Origin of the sequence: Labrys sp. (in: a-proteobacteria), from assembly GCF_047605565.1 — a bacterium.
Lineage (GTDB): Bacteria > Pseudomonadota > Alphaproteobacteria > Rhizobiales > Labraceae > Labrys > Labrys neptuniae.
This window is the reverse complement of record NZ_JASGFM010000015.1, coordinates 38,292-56,543: the sequence shown is the minus strand read 5'-3', so window position 1 is coordinate 56,543 and position 18,252 is coordinate 38,292. Positions and strand designations below refer to the sequence as shown.

Here is an 18,252-nt window from a genome sequence, read left to right as displayed (position 1 = left end):
GAGGTCTGATAATAGAATATGACAACCAAAAGAAGACTGCACATCGGCCTTTCTCTGGCTCCGACCTGGCTGAGTGGCGATGGCTGGCGGCGCCTAGACAGCAATATCGAGAATATTTACTCTGAAGAATTCTATCTGGACATTGCCCGGCGGGCGGAGACGGCCAGGCTGGATTTCGTGTTCCGGCCCGACACCCTCTTTCTCGATCCGCAGGCGCTTGAAACCGGCCCCGGCTTCGGCAGTCTCGATCCCACCATCCTGCTGGCGGCCATGGCGCGCGAAACCAGCCATGTCGGCCTGCTCACCACCATCTCCACCACCTTCAATTCGCCCTATGTGGTGGCGCGCCAGTTGCAATCCCTCAACTGGCTGAGCAAGGGCCGGGTCGGCTGGAACATCGTCACGGCACTGGACGGCAACGAGAATTTCGGCCTGCCGGCCATGCCCTCGGCCGGGGAACGTTATGCACGTGCAGCCGAATTCACCCAGGTCGTGCGCCGGCTCTGGGCCAGCTATCCGCAGGACGCCCTGAAGCAGGATCGCGAGAGCGGCCGCTATGCCGTTTCAGCCCTCGTACAGCCGATCGATCACGTTGGCGCCCGTTTCAACGTCAAGGGGCCGCTCAATCTGCCGGCCTATGGCAGATCCTCGATTCCGCTGATCCAGGCCGGCGCCTCGCCGACGGGGCGCGATTTCGCCGCTTCGGTCGCCGACGCCATCTTCGCCTCGACCCCCGACATGGCAGCCGCGCTGGAGTTGCGCAGCGATCTCAGGCAGCGCGCACTCGGCCATGGCCGCAGACCCGACGACATTCGCGTGCTGCCGGGCCTCAGCCTCTATCTCGCTTCCAATCGAAGCGAGGCGCGGGCACTCTTTGCACAGACCCATGCCCGCGCCGATACGGGGCGCAGGTTCAAGGCCATCCGGGACATGACGGGCCTCGACCTCTCGCGCTGCCCCGACGACCGCCGCGTCACCGCAGCCGATCTGCCCGAGGTGGTCCCGGCACTGCGCAGCCGCACCCATGCCGACCTCCTGCTTCGCCTGATCCGCAACGAACAGCCGACGGTCGCCGAACTTCTGACGCGGCCCGAGGTGATCGGCTCGGCGCATTGGCGCGTCATCGGAACGGCGCGGGAGGCAGCCGAGCAGGTCCGGCAATGGGCAAGTGCCGGCGCGATCGACGGCTTCGTCATCCTGCCCGGCGGATCGGCCGAAGCACTCCGGCTGGCCCTCGATGATCTCGTGCCGCAGCTGGCCGAGGCCGGATTGTTCCGGCAGGCGTATCGCGGATCGACTTTCGCCGATCATCTCAGGGACGACGGGGATATCTGACGTGCGGCGTACCCTGGCCGCTCGCCTCAGCCATATTGCGCCAGGCCCCGGCCGAGGGACCAGTTCACCTTGGCAACCTCGACGAGGCTGACGAAGACGTCTTCCGGCCGAATGCCGGGATTCTCCGCAAGGCGCTCCGCGATCCGGCGGAACAGGGCCCTTTTCTGCGCCTCGCTACGCGTATTGCTTACGGTGAGCTGGATCAGCACGAGGTCGTCGCTGCGGGCAACGTCGAAATAGTGGGCGCCATAGCGGAAATTATCAGCCTCGTGCTCGGTGATGGTCATGAACTGATCGTCCTCGGGCACGTCGAAGGTCTCGCGCATGGCTTGGTAGAGGCCATCGAAGATTGCCTGGCGATAGGCTCGCGGCTTTCCGGCACGCATCGCGATGTGTGTAAGCGGCATGGAGTTTCTCCTCTGTGATCCGATCGGAGCCTAGATGCTGCTCACTCATTTTGGTATTCTATGAATATGCATATCAGTAATAAGAGATGGAAATGATAGAGCGACCGCTCGATCTCGATGCCGTCAGGGCTTTTGTGCACATCGCCGACCTCGACAGCTTCACGCGGGCTGCCGAGGTCCTGCAAACGACGCAGGCCGCCGTCAGCCTGAAACTGAAGCGGCTGGAAGAAAGGCTCGGCTGCCGCCTGGTCGAGCGCACCCCTCGCTATGTGCAGCTTTCACCCCAGGGTATCGCCTTTCTCGAACCGGCCCGCGAGCTCCTGGCGGGGCACGAGCGCGCGCTCGCCGTCTTTGCGACCACGCGCCAGCGCCTCACCATCGGCCTCAGTGATCATGTCGCCGGGCCCGACCTGCCGGCGCTGATCGCGCGCATGAACGCCCAGGACCCGCAGCTTCTGATCGAGATCCGCATCGGGTCCTCGGGTGACCTTTTGCAGAGCTTCGACCGGCGCGAGCTCGACACCGTGATCGTGCGCCTGCATGCCGGCCGAAGCGATGGCGAGGTGATCGCCGAGGAGAGATTCGGCTGGTTTGCCGCACCCGACTGGCAGAAGCGTGCGGATGAACCCTTGCCCTTGGCGACGATGGCCGAACCCTGCGGCGTACGCGCGATGGCCGGCCGTCTGCTTGATGACGCCGGCCTGCCCTGGCGCGAGAGTTTCGTTGGCGGCGGGGTGGCGGCGGTGACGGCAGCCGTGATGGCCGGGCTCGGCGTTGCCGCCCTGGCGCCGCGCATGCTGCCCCTCGGGGCCGTCGAGGTTGGTGCCAGGCTTGGCCTGCCCGAATTGCCGCGTCTGCCGGTGTTGCTGCACAGCCGAGTCAGACAAGACCGGCCACGCGAGGCACTCGCCGCACTCGCAGCTGCCTTCCGCGCTGCCGTACGAGGATAACTCACCTCACTTATATGATTAGAGAATACACACAGTGCCTTGAAATATAATTGTTATCTCTGATTGTTTCTAGCCGCCACCTAACGCCGGACATCCCCGCCGGCTCTGCCGCGGTATCGCCCCTCATCGCGAAACGGTTGATCGCGTCCACGCCCGCCTTTATCCCTCTTGTCGACAAGAGGATTCCAGAATGAAGAAGAAAGCAGCGGGTGGTGCGGCCACGGAGAGCAAGGGCGGCTCCGCGGAGCGCAAGCGTGGCTCCGGCGTGAAGGTGGTCTATGACCTCCTGCGCGACGAGATCCTTGATCTGGTGCTGCCGCCCGGCAGCCCGATCGACGAAGTCCAGTTGGCGGAACGCTTCAAGATGTCCCGCACGCCGATCCGCGAAGCCCTGGTAAGGCTGGCGGGCGAGGGATTGATCGACACCCTCCCCAACCGCTCGACCATGGTGTCGAGCATCGACTTCCTCAACATGTCGCCGTTCTTCGACGCCCTGGTGCTGATGTACAGGGTGACGACGAGGCTGGCGGCCGAGCATCACCGCGGGCAGGACCTGGAGGCGATCCGCGCACGCCAGGGCGAATTCGCCGCCGCCGTCACGGCCCAGGACGCGCTGGCGATGATCGCTACCAATGCCGCCTTTCATTCGGCCATCGCCGAAGCCGGCCGCAATCCCTATTTCACCGGCCTGTTCAAGCGGCTGCTCGACGAGAACCGGCGTTTCCTGCGCCTCTATTATCAATCCTTCGACGACCGACTGCCGCGGCGCTTCGTCGACGAGCATGAGGATATGATCGCGGCGATCGTGGCACGCGACGTCGACCTCTCCGACAAGCTCGCCAAGATCCATGCCGAGCAGATCGTCGAGCAGATCCGCAAATTGCTGGTCCGCGACCGCCGGCTCGAAATCGCCCTCTGAAACGCCTTGCACAGCATCATGCCGAGACAGATAAAGACCCTTTGAAACAAGGCATTAGGATAAATTTCGCACCGGGATAGCCAGTTTCTTTGGCGCTCTTGTCGATTTCTTGTCGACAAATAAAATACAAAGATGTATGAAGATGCCGACGATAGGAATCGGCGCCCATCTGGAACTGCGATCGAGCCTATCCCCCCGGCCAACAGAGGAGCCCGAGATGAAGGCCAAGATTTTCTCCGGTGTCATTCCCGCGCTGATGACCCCGTGCAAGGCGGATCGCAGCCCGGATTTCGAGGCCCTCGTACGCAAGGGCAAGCAACTCATCGGAGAGGGCATGTCGGCCGTGGTCTATTGCGGCTCGATGGGTGACTGGCCCCTCCTCACCGATGCCCAGCGCATGGAAGGCGTCGAGCGCCTGGTCAAGGCCGGCGTCCCGGTGATCGTCGGCACCGGCGCGGTCAACACCGCTTCGGCCGTGGCCCATGCCGCCCACGCCCAGAAGGTCGGCGCCCAGGGCCTGATGGTGATCCCGCGCGTCCTGTCGCGCGGCTCGGTCGTCGCGGCTCAGAAAGAGCATTTCAAGGCCATCCTGACCGCTGCCCCCGATCTGCCGGCCGTGATCTACAACAGCCCCTACTACGGCTTTGCCACCCGCGCTGACCTGTTCTTCGCCCTCCGGGCCGAGCATCCCAACCTGGTCGGCTTCAAGGAATTCGGCGGCCCGGCCGACATGCGCTATGCGGCCGAAAACATCACCAGCCGCGACGACGGCGTCTCCCTGATGATCGGCGTCGATACCGCCGTATTCCACGGCTTCGTCAATTGCGGCGCCACCGGCGCGATCACCGGCATCGGCAATGTCCTGCCCAAGGAAGTGATCCATCTGTGCAAGCTGTCCGAGGCCGCCGCTGCCGGTGACGTCGACGCCCGCCAGCGCGCCCAGGAGCTGGAGCAGGCCCTGGCCGTGCTGTCCTCCTTCGACGAAGGGCCGGACCTGGTCCTCTTCTTCAAGCACATGATGGTGGTGAAGGGCGACAAGGAATACGCCCTCAACTTCAACGAGACCGATGTGCTGTCCGACAGCCAGTGCGGCTATGCCGAAACGCAGCTCAAACTGTTCGACACCTGGTACGCACAGTGGAGCCGCCTGCCCGGCGCCGTGCAGAAATGCGCCGCCTGACGGCATTGTAAGACTGCTGAACTGAAAAAGGCCCTCCCATCCGGAGGGCCTTTGCATTTGTGGGGGCTATCGCGATCCTGCTATCCTAGGTAGACATGTCTGCCTGGGACCGCCAGCATCCTGCTGGCTCTTTGTTTCTAGCAACCGCGACGTTTCCAAGAGCCAGCAGGATGCTGGCGGTCCCAGGAAGAGTTGGCCTCAATCCACCGCGTCGAGGCCGAGCGCCAGCAGCCGGTCGAGCCCATCGACTTCGGCGGCGCTGAGGACGATGCCCTCCGCCTCCGACTGGGCACGCGCCGCAAAGCGACGCTGGGATGGCAGCCTGGCGCCCTGCCCGACGATGGTTTCGAACAGGATCTCGGCTCGGGCAAAGGGATCGCCTGGCCGCCCCGCAGCGAATTTCTCGGGCGAAAAGGCGAGGATCAATTCGCCATGGGCCGGCGCCAGGGTGGTAGTGCCCAGGGCTTCCAGCGCCTCGGGGCTGGTGAGATCTCCGATCATGATGCCGGCCAGGAGTTCGACCATCGTGCCGATCGCCGAGCCCTTATGACCACCGAAAGGCAGCATGGCGCCGGCAAGCGCCGCCACCGGATCGGTCGTCGGCTTGCCCTCGGCATCGATCGCCCAGCCCTCGGGCAGCGGCTTGCCGGCCCGACGGTGCAACTCGATCTCCCCGCGGGCTGCAACTGAGGTGGCGAAGTCGAAGACATAGGGTGGCTTGTTTTGGCGCGGCCAGCCGAAGCCGAAGGGGTTGGTGCCGAGCAGGGGCTTGTTGCCGCCGGTGGGCGCCACGGCCGAGTAGCTCGGGCACATCACGAGGGCGGCGAGGCCCTGCTCCGTCACGGCCTCCACTTCGGGCCAGAGCGCCGAGAAATGCGTGCAGTCATTGATCACCAGCGCGGCCAGGCCATAGAGGCGGGCGCGCTCGACCAGGAGGGGCAGGCCAAGCTCGAAGGCCGGATTGGCAAAGCCACCTCTAGCATTGACCTTGACGACGGCGGAGGCGTCCTCTGCCGACAGGACAGGCTCGGCGTCGGGGCGGACCTTGCCGGCCTTCACCGTGCGCAAGGCGCCTTCGATGCGATAGATGCCATGCGATTTGCAGGCGTCCCGCTCGCCGGCGACGATCACGCGCGTCACGGCGCCGGCCTGGGCTGCATTGAAGCCGGCCTTGCGGAAGATCGCTTCCACCTGCTCGCTCAGTTCCTTCGTCGTCAACACACGCCCGTCCGTCATAGCTCGCCTTTCCTCGTCTTTCGCGTCGTCTCAGCCTATCACGGCTTGCCGATAAAAATACATAGTGTATACATATAATCGACAAGCGCGTTTGAATTTCGCGTTTCCCTCGCAAGGTCCGGAAGGAATGGCATATGGGTTTCACTCCCACAGGCAAGCATCTTGTCGCAGGTGACTGGCTCGAAGGCGAAGGGTTCTTCACGTCGGCTCCGGCCCATGGGCCGGCGCACCGGTTTTCCGTCGGCACCGGCGCCCTGGTGGACCGAGCCTGCGAAGCGGCGGAGGAAGCATTCTGGCATTTCGGCTATGCCAAGCGCTGGGAGCGCGCCGCCTTCCTGCGCGTCATCGCCGAGGAGATCGAGGCCCGCGGCGAGGCGATCACCGAGATCGGCAGCCAGGAAACTGGCCTGCCTGCCGCGCGCCTGCAGGGAGAGCGGGCCCGCACCATCGGCCAGCTCCGGCTCTTTGCCGATCATATCGAGCTCGGTGGCTATCTCGACCGCCGTGTGGATGTGGCCTTGCCCGATCGCCAGCCAGCACCACGGCCCGAGATCCGCATGATGCAGCGCCCCATCGGCCCGGTCGCTGTGTTCGGCGCCTCCAACTTCCCCCTCGCCTTCTCGACCGCCGGCGGTGATACCGCCGCTGCACTTGCAGCAGGCTGTCCCGTGGTGGTCAAGGGCCACTCCGCTCATCCCGGCACGGGAGAAATCGTCGCCGAGGCCATCGATGCCGCCATCCGCAGAAGCGGTGTGCATCCGGGCGTGTTCTCCCTGATCCAAGGCAATAGTCGCGAGATCGGCCAGGCCATCGTGCAGCATCCGCTGATCAAGGCCGTCGGCTTCACCGGTTCGCTCGCCGGCGGCCGGGCGCTCTTCGATCTGTGCGCAGCCCGCCCCGAACCAATCCCCTTCTTCGGAGAGCTCGGATCGGTCAACCCGATGTTCCTGCTGCCCGAAGCGCTCAGGGCGCGGCCCGAGGCTCTCGGCCAGGGCTGGGCCGCCTCCCTGACGATGGGAGCGGGCCAGTTCTGCACCAACCCCGGCATCGCCGTGGTGAACGAGGGTCCCCACGCCGACCGCTTCACCGCCGCTGCGACCGAAGCACTCGGCAAGGTGGCACCGCAGACCATGCTGTCGGACGGCATTGCCCGCTCCTACCATGAAGGTCAGGCGCGCATGTCCGAGCGCAACGCTGTCCGTCCCCTGCTGGCAACGCCGATGTCGGGCCGCGAGGTCTCGCCGAGCCTGTTCGAGACCTCCAGCAAGCGCTTCCTGGCCGACCACGCCCTCGGCGAGGAGGTATTCGGCCCGCTTGGCCTGGTGGTGCGAGCGTCGTCGGCCGAGGATATGGAGCGGCTGGCCCGCGCCTTCGTGGGCCAGCTGACCGTGACCATTCACATGGAGCCGGCGGATCTTGCCGCCGCACGCCGCCTGCTACCCATCCTCGAACGTAAGGCCGGGCGCGTGCTCGTCAACGGCTTTCCCACCGGCGTCGAGGTCGTTGACGCCATGGTCCATGGCGGCCCCTATCCGGCCTCGACCAATTTCGGTGCGACCAGCGTCGGCACCCTGTCCATCCGGCGTTTCCTGCGTCCCGTGGCCTACCAGAACCTGCCGCAGGGCCTGCTGCCCGAGGACCTCGACGGCTGAACCTCGAGGCAGGACCCTCGATCGTTGCAAATGACGGCATCTGCCGTCCTCGGCCGGCCTCCGGTTGCGCCGGGAACGGCGGCACTGTCAGAATGTAATTGCTCACCGGGGGGCTACGCGACCTTGATGGCAGGGGGTGAGGAACCACGTCGGAATAATTTATGCCCACACATAAAATTCTTTTTGTATTCATGTTGTATTTTTAGTTGATTTCGCGCTCGAAAACGCAATAGTGGCTGCGCCGTGAAAAACACGAGCCAAAGCAAAGAGAGAGCGTGAGAATGAGGAAATCGGTCGCTGTCTTCGGCCTCATGGCCGCCATCGCCATGGCCAGCCCCGCCAAGGCGGACAAGCTGGACGACATCATCGCTTCGGGAACGCTGCGCTGCGCCGTGGTGCTCGACTTTCCGCCCATGGGCTCGCGCGATGCCAACAACAATCCGATCGGCTTCGACGTAGACTATTGCAACGATCTCGCCAAGGCCCTCGGCGTGAAGGCCGAGATCGTCGAGACCCCCTTCCCCGAGCGCATCCCGGCCCTGATGTCCGGCCGCGTCGATGTCGGTGTCGCCTCGACCTCCGACACGCTGGAGCGTGCCAAGACGGTGGGCATGACCATCCCCTATTTCGCCTTCGAAATGGCGGTGACGGCCAATGAAAAGTCGGGCGTGAAGTCCTTCGAGGGCATGAAGGGCAAGGTCGTGGGCGCCACCGCCGGCACCTATGAAGCCATCGCGCTCGAAAAGCAGGTCAAGGCCTGGGGCAGCGGTGAATTCCGCCCCTACCAGACCCAGGCCGACGTCTTCCTCGCCTTGAGCCAGGGCCAGCTCGACGCCACCGTCTCCACCTCCACGGTGGCCCAGGCCAATGTGAAGACCGGCAAGTTCCCCGGCATCGCCGTGGTCGGCAAGGCGCCCTTCGACATCGACTATGTCGCGCTGTTCGCGGCCCGCGACGAATACGGCCTGATCAACTACCTCAACCTGTTCATCAACCAGCAGGTCCGCACCGGCCGCTACGCCGAGCTCTACAAGAAGTGGGTGGACGAAAACGTTCCCAACCTCACCGTCAACGGCTCCTACCGCTGACCTGACCGTTTCACCGGCGGCGCGTCGCCAAGCCTCGCGCCGCCGATCCCGCTCGAGAGGTGAAACGGCATGTTCAAATATGCCTTCCATTGGAATCAGGCCCTGAAAGCGCTGCCGCAGCTGCTCGATGGCGCCCTGGTCACCTTGCAGATCGCCCTCCTGTCGATGGCGATCGGCCTTGCCATCGCCATCGTCCTCACCCTGTTCCGCCTGTCCGGCAACCGCCTTCTCGGCGGCTTCGCCACGGCCTGGGTCGAGGTGGCGCGCAACACGCCGGCGCTGTTCCAGATCTACATGGCGCATTTCGGCCTCGGCAATTTCGGCATTCACCTGACGCCCTTCACCGCGCTGCTCGTCGGCATCGCCTTCAACAATGCCGGCTACCTGGCCGAGAATTTCCGCGGCGCCCTCAAGGCCATTCCCGACACGCAGGCCCGCGCCGGCCGCTCGCTCGGCATGACCTCGCTGCAGGCGTTCCGTCTGATCATGCTGCCGCAGATGTTGCGCGTCGCCTTCCTGCCCGCCACCAACCAGATGGTCTGGGCCATCCTGATGACCTCGCTCGGCGTCACCGTGGGCATGAATACCGATCTGGCCGGCGTCACCCAGGAGCTGAATGCCCGCTCCTTCCGCACCTTCGAATTCTTCGCGCTGGCCGCGGTGATCTACTACCTGATCGCCAAGGCCGTCACTTTGGCGGCCCGGGCATTTGCCTGGCGCATGTTCCGGTATTGAGGGGGTCGATCATGTTCAACACCACCCTGACCTGGAGCGATCTCGCCTTCCTGGCCCAAGGCGCCGGCATGACACTGGCGGTCACCGCGGTCTCGGTCGCCGCCGGAACCGTACTCGGCATCCTCTTCGGCGTGATCCGCGTCCAGCTCGGTCCCTATTGGTCGGCGCCGCTGACCTTCCTGCTCGACATTTTCCGCTCGGTGCCGCTGCTCATCCAGCTCGTGCTGGTCAATGCCTTCCAGTCGATCGCCAAGCTGGGCTGGCCGCCCTTCACCACTTCCTGCGTGGTGCTGAGTTTATATACGGCCGCCTACTGCACCGAGATCGTGCGCGGCGGCATCGCCTCGGTGCCGACGACCACCCGCCGGGCCGCGCGTTCGCTCGGCATGAGCTGGTGGCAGGACATGCGCTACATCGTGGCGCCGCTGGCCATCCGCGTCAGCCTGCCCTCCTGGATCGGCCTGACGCTCGGCGTCATGAAGGATTCCGCCCTGGTGCTCTGGCTCGGCCTGATCGAGCTCCTGCGCGCCTCGCAGATCCTGGTCACCCGCCTGCAGGAACCGCTCTTCATCCTGATGATCTGCGGCGCCATCTATTTCCTCATCAGCTTTCCCATCGCCCGTCTCGGCGGCTATCTCGAAAGACGGTGGTCCCCCAATGATTGAGATCCAGAACGTCCGCAAATCCTTCGCTTCGCTCGAAGTGCTGAAGGGCATCAATCTCACCGTCGACAAGGGCGAGGTGGTCAGCATCATCGGCGGCTCCGGCTCGGGCAAATCGACGCTGCTGACCTGCATCAACGGCCTGGAGCCGATCAATGCGGGCAAGATCACCATCGACGGCACCGAGGTCCATGCCAAGAGCACCGACCTCAACAGACTGCGCCGGAAGGTCGGCATCGTCTTCCAGCAGTGGAATGCCTTTCCGCATCTGACCGTGCTGGAAAACGTCATGCTCGCCCCGCGCAAGGTGCTCGGCATGGCCAGGGCCAAGGCCGAGGAGATCGCGGTCAAGCAGCTGAGCCATGTCGGGCTGGCCGAGAAGCTCTCCGTTTATCCCACCCGGATGTCAGGCGGCCAGCAGCAGCGCATGGCGATCGCCCGGGCCCTTGCGATGTCGCCCGAATATATGCTGTTTGACGAGGTGACATCAGCGCTCGACCCGATGCTCGTCGGCGAAGTGCTCGACACGCTCAAGATGCTGGCCGAAGAGGGCATGACGATGATCTGCGTCACGCATGAAATGGCGTTCGCCCGCGACGTCTCCAACCGGGTAGCCTTCTTCCATCAGGGCGTGATGGCGGAGATCGGCACGCCGGACCAGCTCTTCGGTGCGCCGCAGAACCCCGAAACCCAGAAATTCCTGGCGAGTGTGCGGTGAGTTCGGATCTCGACGTCATCGTCATCGGGGCCGGCGTGGTGGGCCTGTCCTCCGCCATCGCCGCCAAGGAGCGCGGGCTCTCGGTCGCGGTGCTGGACCGGGAAGGCCCGGCCGCCGGCGCCTCCGCCGGCAATGCCGGCGCCTTTGCCTTCACCGATATCCTGCCGCTCGCCTCGCCCGGCATCCTGAGGAAGGCGCCGAAATGGCTGATGGACCCACTCGGGCCCCTCAGCGTGCCGCCGGCCTATGCGCTGCGGATCGCGCCCTGGATGTTCCGCTTCTGGCGGGCCTGCTCGGCCTCGCGCGTGGCACATGCGACGGCGGCCCAGACGGCTCTGATGGATCTGTCCAAGGCCGAGCTCGAGCCCTTCCTGGCTGAGACCGGCACGCTTCAGATGCTGCGCAAGGAAGGCAATCTGCAGGTCTACGAGAGCAAGGCGGAGCTGGAGGCCTCACTGCCGGGCTGGGATGCCCGGCAGGCCCATGGCATCGAATTCCGTCATCTCGACGCCACCGGCATGGCCGAGATTCAGCCGGGGCTGGCCCCGCGCTTCAGCCATGGCACCTTCACACCCGGCTGGTTCTCCATCGCCGATCCCAAACTTTATACGCTGGCACTGGCAGAGCACCTGCGCGCGAACGGCGGACTGGTCGAACGGGCGGAGGTCAAGGCTCTCACCCCCTTCGAAGGTGGCGTCGAAATCCTTGGCGCGGATGGCAGCGTGCGGCGGGCCGCCAAGGTGGTGCTCGCTGCAGGCGCCTTCTCGCACCGGATCGCCCGGACCATCGGCGAGGTCATCCCGCTGGAAACCGAGCGCGGCTACAACACCACGCTGCCGCCCGGTTCCCTCGATCTGCGCACCCAGATCACCTTTGGCGGCCATGGCTTCGTCGTTTCGCGTTTGTCGACGGGCGTCCGCGTCGGTGGCGCCGTGGAACTCGGCGGTTTGGAACTCAAGCCGAATTTCCGGCGCTCGGAAGCCATGCTGAAGAAGGCGCAGGCCTTCCTGCCAGGCCTGAAGCCGGAAGGCGGCGTGCAATGGATGGGCTTCCGCCCCTCCCTGCCCGACAGCCTGCCCGCCATCGGCCGTTCCCGCGCCACGCCCCGCGTGATCCATGCCTTCGGCCACGGCCATCTCGGCCTGACCCAGTCGGCCGGCACGGCGCGCATCGTCGCCGACCTCCTGACCGGTCACAAGCCCGCCATCGATATCGCTTCTTTCTCGCCTCAGCGTTTCTGACGAAAAGGTCCTGCCATGGCCAACCACACGTTCTCATGCATCGACGGCCACACCTGCGGCAATCCCGTCCGCCTGGTGTCGGGCGGCGGCCCGCTTCTCAAAGGCGCGACCATGCTGGAAAAGCGCGCCCATTTCCTGCGCGAATTCGACTGGATCCGCACCGGCCTGATGTATGAGCCGCGCGGCCACGACATGATGTCGGGCTCGATCCTCTATCCGCCGACCCGGCCGGACTGCGACGTCGCCGTGCTGTTCATCGAGACCTCCGGCTGCCTGCCGATGTGCGGCCACGGCACCATCGGCACCATCACCATGGGCATCGAGCACGGCCTGATCACCCCGCGCGAGCCCGGCAAGCTCTCGATCGACGCCCCTGCCGGCAAGGTCGACATCACCTACCGCCAGGAAGGCCGCTTCGTGGAGGAAGTGCGCCTCACCAACGTGCCCGGCTTCCTCCATGCCGAGGGCCTGACGGCCGAGGTCGAAGGACTGGGCGAGATCGTGGTCGATGTCGCCTATGGCGGCAATTTCTACGCCATCGTCGAGCCGCAGAAGAATTTCCTGGATATGGCCGACCACACCGCCGGCGAACTGGTGGGCTGGAGCCCGAAGCTGCGTGCCGCGCTCAACGCCAAATACGAGTTCGTCCATCCCGAACACCCTGAGATCCAGGGCCTCAGCCACATCCAGTGGACGGGCAAGCCGACGCAGGCAGGCGCCCATGCCCGCAATGCTGTGTTCTATGGCGAGAAGGCCATCGACCGCTCGCCCTGCGGCACCGGCACGTCCGCCCGCATGGCGCAGCTCGCCGCCAAGGGCAAGCTCAAGGTCGGCGACGACTTCGTGCATGAATCGATCATCGGCTCGCTGTTCAAGGGACGGATCGAGGCGGCCACCGAGATCGCCGGCCGCGCGGCGATCATCCCCTCCATCGCGGGTTGGGCGCGCATGACCGGCATCAACACCATCTTCATCGACGATCGCGACCCCTTCGCCCATGGTTTCGTGGTCAAGTAAGCCGGTTTCGTATTGAAATGAGCAGTTCCCCTTCCGCGCGCAGCATCCTCGCAGGCTCCGCCCACGGGCCCGTCATTGCCAGCCAGGAAGCGCTCAGCTTCTGGGGCGGTGTCGATCCCGCCACCGGGCGGGTGATCGACGTGCACCATCCGCTGCACGGGACCTGCCTCACCGGCGGCATCCTGATGATGCCGTCCAGCCGGGGTTCCTGCACGGGTTCGGGCGTGCTGCTCGACCTCGTCCTCAATGGGCGGGCACCTGCGGCACTGGTTTTCGGCGAGCCCGAGGACGTGCTGACCCTGGGAGCGCTGATCGCCGCCGAGCTCTTCGGCAGGGCTCTGCCCGTGCTGCGCCTGGCGCCCGAGGCTTTCGCGGCCCTGGCGCGGGCAAAGTCCGCGCGGATCAGCGAGACAGCCATCGAGATCGACGGCCTGTCCTTGCCTCTCGCACCTCCTGCCACCACGACGCTCGACCTCACCGAGGCCGATCACGCCATGCTCGATGGACGGGATGGACCGGCTGCGCAGCAGGCCATGCGCATCATCTGCGCCATGGCCGCCCAGCAGGGCGCCCAGGGGCTTGTGGACGTTACCCAGGGCCATATCGACGGCTGTATCTATGCCAGCGCCGCCAACCTGACCTTTGCCGAGAAGATGGCCGAGATGGGCGCTCGTGTCCGCGTGCCTACCACGATGAACGCCATTTCGGTCGACCATGCCAACTGGCGGGAACAGGGCGTGCCGCCCGCCTTCGGCGCGCCGGCCGCGCGCCTTGCCGATGCCTATGTCCGCATGGGCTGCCGGCCGACCTTCACCTGCTCGCCCTATCTGCTCGACAGCGCTCCCCATGCGGGCGAAGCCATCGCCTGGGCCGAGTCCAATGCGGTGATCTTCGCCAATACCGTGCTCGGCGCACGGACCGCCAAGCATCCCGATTTCCTCGACCTCTGCATCGCCGTGACGGGGCGGGCGCCGCTGTCGGGCGTCTATCTCGACCGGCACCGCGAGGCCCGCCGTCTCATTGACGTCGAACTCCCCGACCAGGTGGACGATGCCTTCTGGCCGCTGATCGGCTATCTCGCCGGCCGTGCCGCGCCCGAACGCATCCCGCTCCTGCGCGGCCTCGCCAAGGCCGGGCCCTCGCGGGACGACCTCAAGGCGCTCTGTGCCGCTTTCGGCACCACCTCGGCCGCACCGATGCTGCATGTCGAAGGGGTCACGCCGGAGGCCGACGGTGCCGCAGCCGATGACGCCGACACTGTCGTCATCACGCGCGCCGACATGGCCGCGGCCTGGCAGCGCCTCAACGAAGGGCCGGAACAGGTGGAGCTCGTCGCCATCGGCAGCCCGCATGCCTCGCTCGACGAATGCCGCGGCCTTGCCGAGGCGCTGGCGGGCCGCAGGCGTCTTGCCGATGTCGCCGTCATCGTCACCGCCGGACAGCAGGTCATCCGCGAAGCGGAAGGCGACGGCACCCTCGCACGCCTGCAGGAGAGCGGCGTGCAGGTCCTGCCCGACCTGTGCTGGTGCTCGATTTCAGAACCGGTCTTTCCGACGCGGACCCGGGCCGTGATGACGAATTCCGGCAAATACGCCCATTACGGCCCGGGTCTCTCCGGCCGCGCCGTGCGCCTCGGCAGCCTCGCCGATTGCGTGACCGCGGCGTTGACCGGTCATGCCCCGCATCGTCTCCCCACCTGGCTTTCCTGAGGACTTTTCCATGCGCAGCACGAAAACCATCCACGTGATCTCCGCCCATGCCGAAGGCGAGGTCGGCGACGTCATCGTCGGCGGCGTCACCCCGCCGCCGGGCGACAGCATCTGGGAGCAGAGCCGCTGGATCGCCCGCGACCAGGCCCTGCGCAACTTCGTGCTGAACGAGCCGCGCGGCGGCGTGTTCCGCCATGTCAACCTGCTGGTGCCGCCCAAGCATCCCGAGGCCGATGCCGCCTTCATCATCATGGAGCCGGAAGATACCCCGCCCATGTCCGGCTCGAACTCGATCTGCGTCTCCACCGTGCTGCTCGACAGCGGTATCCTGCCGATGCACGAGCCGGTGACGGAGATCACGCTGGAGGCTCCCGGCGGACTCGTCCGCGTCCGCGCGGAGTGCCGGAACGGCAAGGCAGAACGTATTTTCGTACGCAATCTTCCTAGCTTCGCCGACAAGCTTGATGCAAAGCTCGAAGTTGAAGGGTTAGGTACGCTCACCGTCGACACCGCCTATGGCGGCGACAGTTTCGTCATCGTCGATGCAGCCGCCCTGGGTTTCAGCCTGAAGCCCGACGAAGCGCATGACATCGCCACGCTCGGCGTGCGCATCACCAACGCCGCCAATGCGGCGCTCGGCTTCCACCATCCCGAGAACCCCGACTGGAAGCATTTTTCCTTCTGCCTGTTCGCTGGCGCCGTCGAGCGCACGGCCGAGGGCCTGCGCGCCGGAGCCGCGGTGGCGATCCAGCCGGGCAAGGTCGACCGTTCGCCGACGGGCACGGCGCTGTCGGCCCGCATGGCCGTGCTGCATGCCCGCGGACAGATGACGCAGGAAGACAGCCTGACCGCGGTTTCGGTGATCGGCTCGACCTTCACGGGTCGCATCGTCGGCACCACCGAAGTCGGCGGCCGGCCGGCGGTGCTGCCCGAGATCTCGGGCCGCGCCTGGATCACCGGCACCCACCAGCACATGCTCGACCCCTCCGACCCCTGGCCCGGCGGCTACAAGCTGAGCGACACCTGGGGCGCGCGCTGACAGGCGCGCTGCCGCAAACCATCGGCACCGTCATTGACCCGAAACCTGCCGCCTCTATATCGATAAACGACAACGGTTTTCGAAAAGACGGGCACTGTGGCAATGGCGGCCGACGGACTACCGGATCCTCCCGAGCGGCCTGATGCGTCTGCGCAATCCTCCGAGACCGGACAGGAGCAAGGCCTACCGGCCATGCACGGACCTGCCGACGGCTCACCCCGGGAGGTCTTCGGCGTCTTCCTCAAGCTCGGGCTGACCTCCTTCGGCGGACCGATTGCCCATCTCGGCTATTTCCGCGATGAAGTGGTGGTACGTCGCCGCTGGATCAGTGAAGCCGCCTATGCCGATCTCGTTGCGCTCTGCCAGTTCCTACCGGGGCCCGCCTCCAGCCAGGTCGGCTTCTGCCTGGGCGTCCTGCGTGGTGGCGGATTGCTGGGTGGGCTCGCGGCCTGGCTTGCCTTCACCTTGCCCTCGGCCGTCATCCTGACTGCCTTTGCCCTCGGCGCGTCGGCCCTTGCCGGTCCCCTGGCGGCAGGCGCGCTTCACGGCCTGAAGCTGGTGGCCGTCGCCGTCGTCGCCCAGGCGATCTGGGGCATGGCCAAAACCCTGACGCCGGACAGGGAACGTGCCGGCATTGCCTTGGTGGCCGTCGCCATCACCGCCCTGACGGCAGGCTGGTTCAATCAGATCGGCGCCATCGTGATCGGTGCGCTTGCCGGGCTCTGGCTCTGTCGCAGCGGACAGAGCGCTCCCGTCGGCCGCCTCGGCTTTGTGGTATCGCCACGCAAGGGCATTGTCGCCCTGGCCCTGTTCGCCGCCTTGTTCTTCATTCCTGTCTTGCTCGCAGGTGCGACGGGCGGAGACTCGGCCTTCAAAGGCGCGATCACCCTGTTCGATGCCTTCTACCGCTCCGGGGCGCTGGTCTTCGGCGGCGGCCATGTCGTCCTGCCTCTGTTGCAGGCCGAAGTGGTGGCGCCCGGCTGGGTCGGCAACGAGGCCTTCCTTGCCGGCTATGGCCTGGCCCAGGCCATGCCGGGACCCCTCTTCACCTTTGCCGCCTATCTCGGCGCCGTCATGACACCAGCGCCGAGCGGCATTGCCGGCGCGCTGATCGCCCTCGTCGCCGTCTTCGCGCCTGGTCTGCTGCTGGTCTACGGCATGCTGCCCTTCTGGGATGCACTGCGCTTGCGTCCTGCAGCACAGGCGGCCATGCGCGGGGCCAATGCCGCCGTGGTCGGCATCCTCGCTGCGGCCCTCTATTCCCCCGTCTGGACCAGCGCGGTCCTTTCGCCGCGAGACTTTGCGCTGGCGCTGGCCGGCTTCCTGCTGCTCACGGTCTGGAAAACGCCACCCTGGGTCGTCGTCGGCCTGCTGGCCGCAGGTGGGATTGTCCTTCGTTTGAATTGAGCGCCAAAGTCAGCCACACCGCGTGTACATGTCATAGGATTAATCGTTTTATAGTATATTTTCGTAATTTTTCCGATAAAATTGAAGCTATCTTTTGTAATATACAGTTGTCAATCGCTTCGGCGCGGTGTTTTATTGAAACAAGAGCGGAATAGTCCGCCGCAACAATCCGGCGCAGGGGGTAGGCGATGACATCGACCCTCGACTTCTTCAAAGCCGTCAAGTTGGATACAGGCCAGTCCGAGACGACCCAGATCCATGAAGCTCTGCGGAGCGCCATCATCGCGATGGCGATGGCACCGGGGGAGGCCGTTCGGGAAGAGGAGATCTGCGCCGGACTGTCGGTATCCCTTGCGTCCTTGCGGGATGCTATCCTGCAACTGGCAAACGAACGCTTCGTCGTCATCGAGCCTGAGGGTCAAGCTCGCGTCGCCGCGATCGACATCGGCGAGGTGCTCACCGGCCAGATCGTCCGCGAAACGCTGGAGGTCCGGATAACCCGCCTTGCGGCCCGGCACTTCGCCCCGGCCCGGGCCACGGATTTCGAGCTTTCCCTGTCCCTGCAGGACGAGGCCGCCAAGCGGCACGACACCGATGAATTCTTCGCTCTCGACCATGCCTTCCATCAGTTGATCTGCGAAATCTCCGGCATCAGCAACAGCTGGCGCATTCTGCATGCGGCAACGGGGCAACTCGACCGCGTCAGGCGGCTGGCCTTTGCCTTCGAGAACAGCTTCGACGTGGTGATCGCCGAACATGGCGCGATCTATCAAGGCTTGAAAACCAGAAGCGAGCAGGCCGCTGTCACGGCCCTCCAATTCCAGCTCGACAGCATGTTCGAAAACCTCCGGCTGCTGCGAAAGCAACGCCCGGATCTGTTTGCCGATTACGGCGATATCGATTTCGACATGATCCGATAGGCGCGATGCGCTGATCTGGCGGCTTGGCGAACCAGCA

General features: G+C 65.3%; 17 protein-coding genes. 15 read left to right on the top strand and 2 right to left on the bottom strand.

The genetic code is table 11. The features are described from left to right. The first annotated feature begins 18 nt into the window (after positions 1-18). The gene (locus QM672_RS15315) at positions 19-1,335 is read left to right on the top strand and encodes an NtaA/DmoA family FMN-dependent monooxygenase (protein ID WP_415083547.1); all 1,317 of its coding nucleotides are present in this window, start codon (positions 19-21) and stop codon (positions 1,333-1,335) included. A 26-nt stretch (positions 1,336-1,361) separates the two neighbouring features. On the opposite strand, the gene QM672_RS15310 is transcribed toward QM672_RS15315, so the two are convergent. After that, positions 1,362-1,742: a tautomerase family protein gene (locus QM672_RS15310; protein WP_415083545.1), complete on the bottom strand. Its 381-nt coding sequence runs from the start codon at positions 1,740-1,742 to the stop codon at positions 1,362-1,364. Between the two features lie 92 nt (positions 1,743-1,834). On the opposite strand from QM672_RS15310, the gene QM672_RS15305 reads away from it, so the two are divergent. The 3 genes from QM672_RS15305 (at position 1,835) to QM672_RS15295 (ending at position 4,791) form a co-directional block, all read left to right on the top strand. Continuing rightward, on the top strand, positions 1,835-2,692 hold the full coding sequence (locus QM672_RS15305; RefSeq protein WP_415083543.1) for a LysR family transcriptional regulator: 858 nt from the start codon (positions 1,835-1,837) through the stop codon (positions 2,690-2,692). A 190-nt stretch (positions 2,693-2,882) separates the two neighbouring features. Further along, positions 2,883-3,611, top strand: coding sequence for a GntR family transcriptional regulator (locus QM672_RS15300; protein ID WP_415083541.1), 729 nt, complete (start codon positions 2,883-2,885; stop codon positions 3,609-3,611). 217 nt (positions 3,612-3,828) lie between these two features. Next, positions 3,829-4,791: a dihydrodipicolinate synthase family protein gene (locus tag QM672_RS15295; RefSeq protein ID WP_415083539.1), complete on the top strand. Its 963-nt coding sequence runs from the start codon at positions 3,829-3,831 to the stop codon at positions 4,789-4,791. A 198-nt stretch (positions 4,792-4,989) separates the two neighbouring features. Here the strand turns inward: QM672_RS15295 and QM672_RS15290 are convergent, their stop codons facing one another. Then, positions 4,990-6,027, bottom strand: coding sequence for an Ldh family oxidoreductase (locus QM672_RS15290; protein ID WP_415083538.1), 1,038 nt, complete (start codon positions 6,025-6,027; stop codon positions 4,990-4,992). Positions 6,028-6,161: 134 nt separating this feature from the next. Between QM672_RS15290 and QM672_RS15285 the strand changes: the two genes are divergently transcribed. From QM672_RS15285 to QM672_RS15235, 11 genes are all read left to right on the top strand, one after another. Further along, positions 6,162-7,679 carry an aldehyde dehydrogenase (NADP(+)) gene (locus tag QM672_RS15285; RefSeq protein WP_415083536.1) on the top strand — a complete coding sequence of 506 codons (1,518 nt, stop codon included), beginning with the start codon at positions 6,162-6,164 and terminating at the stop codon, positions 7,677-7,679. Between the two features lie 281 nt (positions 7,680-7,960). Further along, entirely contained in the window at positions 7,961-8,767 is an 807-nt protein-coding gene (locus QM672_RS15280) for a transporter substrate-binding domain-containing protein (RefSeq protein WP_415083534.1), read from the top strand. A 69-nt stretch (positions 8,768-8,836) separates the two neighbouring features. Beyond that, positions 8,837-9,502 (top strand): amino acid ABC transporter permease, encoded by a 666-nt coding sequence (locus QM672_RS15275; protein WP_367624427.1) that lies wholly within the window; start codon positions 8,837-8,839, stop codon positions 9,500-9,502. A gap of 11 nt (positions 9,503-9,513) precedes the next feature. Then, positions 9,514-10,167, top strand: coding sequence for an amino acid ABC transporter permease (locus tag QM672_RS15270; RefSeq protein ID WP_367624428.1), 654 nt, complete (start codon positions 9,514-9,516; stop codon positions 10,165-10,167). Continuing rightward, entirely contained in the window at positions 10,160-10,882 is a 723-nt protein-coding gene (locus QM672_RS15265; protein ID WP_415083531.1) for an amino acid ABC transporter ATP-binding protein, read from the top strand. The genes QM672_RS15270 and QM672_RS15265 overlap by 8 nt, the downstream gene beginning before the upstream one ends. Then, complete coding sequence (locus tag QM672_RS15260) at positions 10,879-12,123, top strand: NAD(P)/FAD-dependent oxidoreductase (protein WP_415083529.1); 1,245 nt, start codon at positions 10,879-10,881, stop codon at positions 12,121-12,123. The genes QM672_RS15265 and QM672_RS15260 overlap by 4 nt, the downstream gene beginning before the upstream one ends. A 15-nt stretch (positions 12,124-12,138) precedes the next feature. Continuing rightward, positions 12,139-13,140 carry a 4-hydroxyproline epimerase gene (locus QM672_RS15255; RefSeq protein WP_415083527.1) on the top strand — a complete coding sequence of 334 codons (1,002 nt, stop codon included), beginning with the start codon at positions 12,139-12,141 and terminating at the stop codon, positions 13,138-13,140. Between the two features lie 17 nt (positions 13,141-13,157). Next, positions 13,158-14,849: an aconitase X gene (locus QM672_RS15250; protein ID WP_415083525.1), complete on the top strand. Its 1,692-nt coding sequence runs from the start codon at positions 13,158-13,160 to the stop codon at positions 14,847-14,849. A 10-nt stretch (positions 14,850-14,859) separates the two neighbouring features. Next, entirely contained in the window at positions 14,860-15,888 is a 1,029-nt protein-coding gene (locus QM672_RS15245; RefSeq protein ID WP_311941090.1) for a trans-3-hydroxy-L-proline dehydratase, read from the top strand. 192 nt (positions 15,889-16,080) lie between these two features. Next, positions 16,081-17,295, top strand: a complete 1,215-nt coding sequence (chrA, locus tag QM672_RS15240) for a chromate efflux transporter (RefSeq protein WP_415083523.1) — start codon at positions 16,081-16,083, stop codon at positions 17,293-17,295. A 188-nt stretch (positions 17,296-17,483) separates the two neighbouring features. Next, complete coding sequence (locus QM672_RS15235; protein ID WP_415083521.1) at positions 17,484-18,215, top strand: GntR family transcriptional regulator; 732 nt, start codon at positions 17,484-17,486, stop codon at positions 18,213-18,215. Positions 18,216-18,252: the final 37 nt, after the last annotated feature.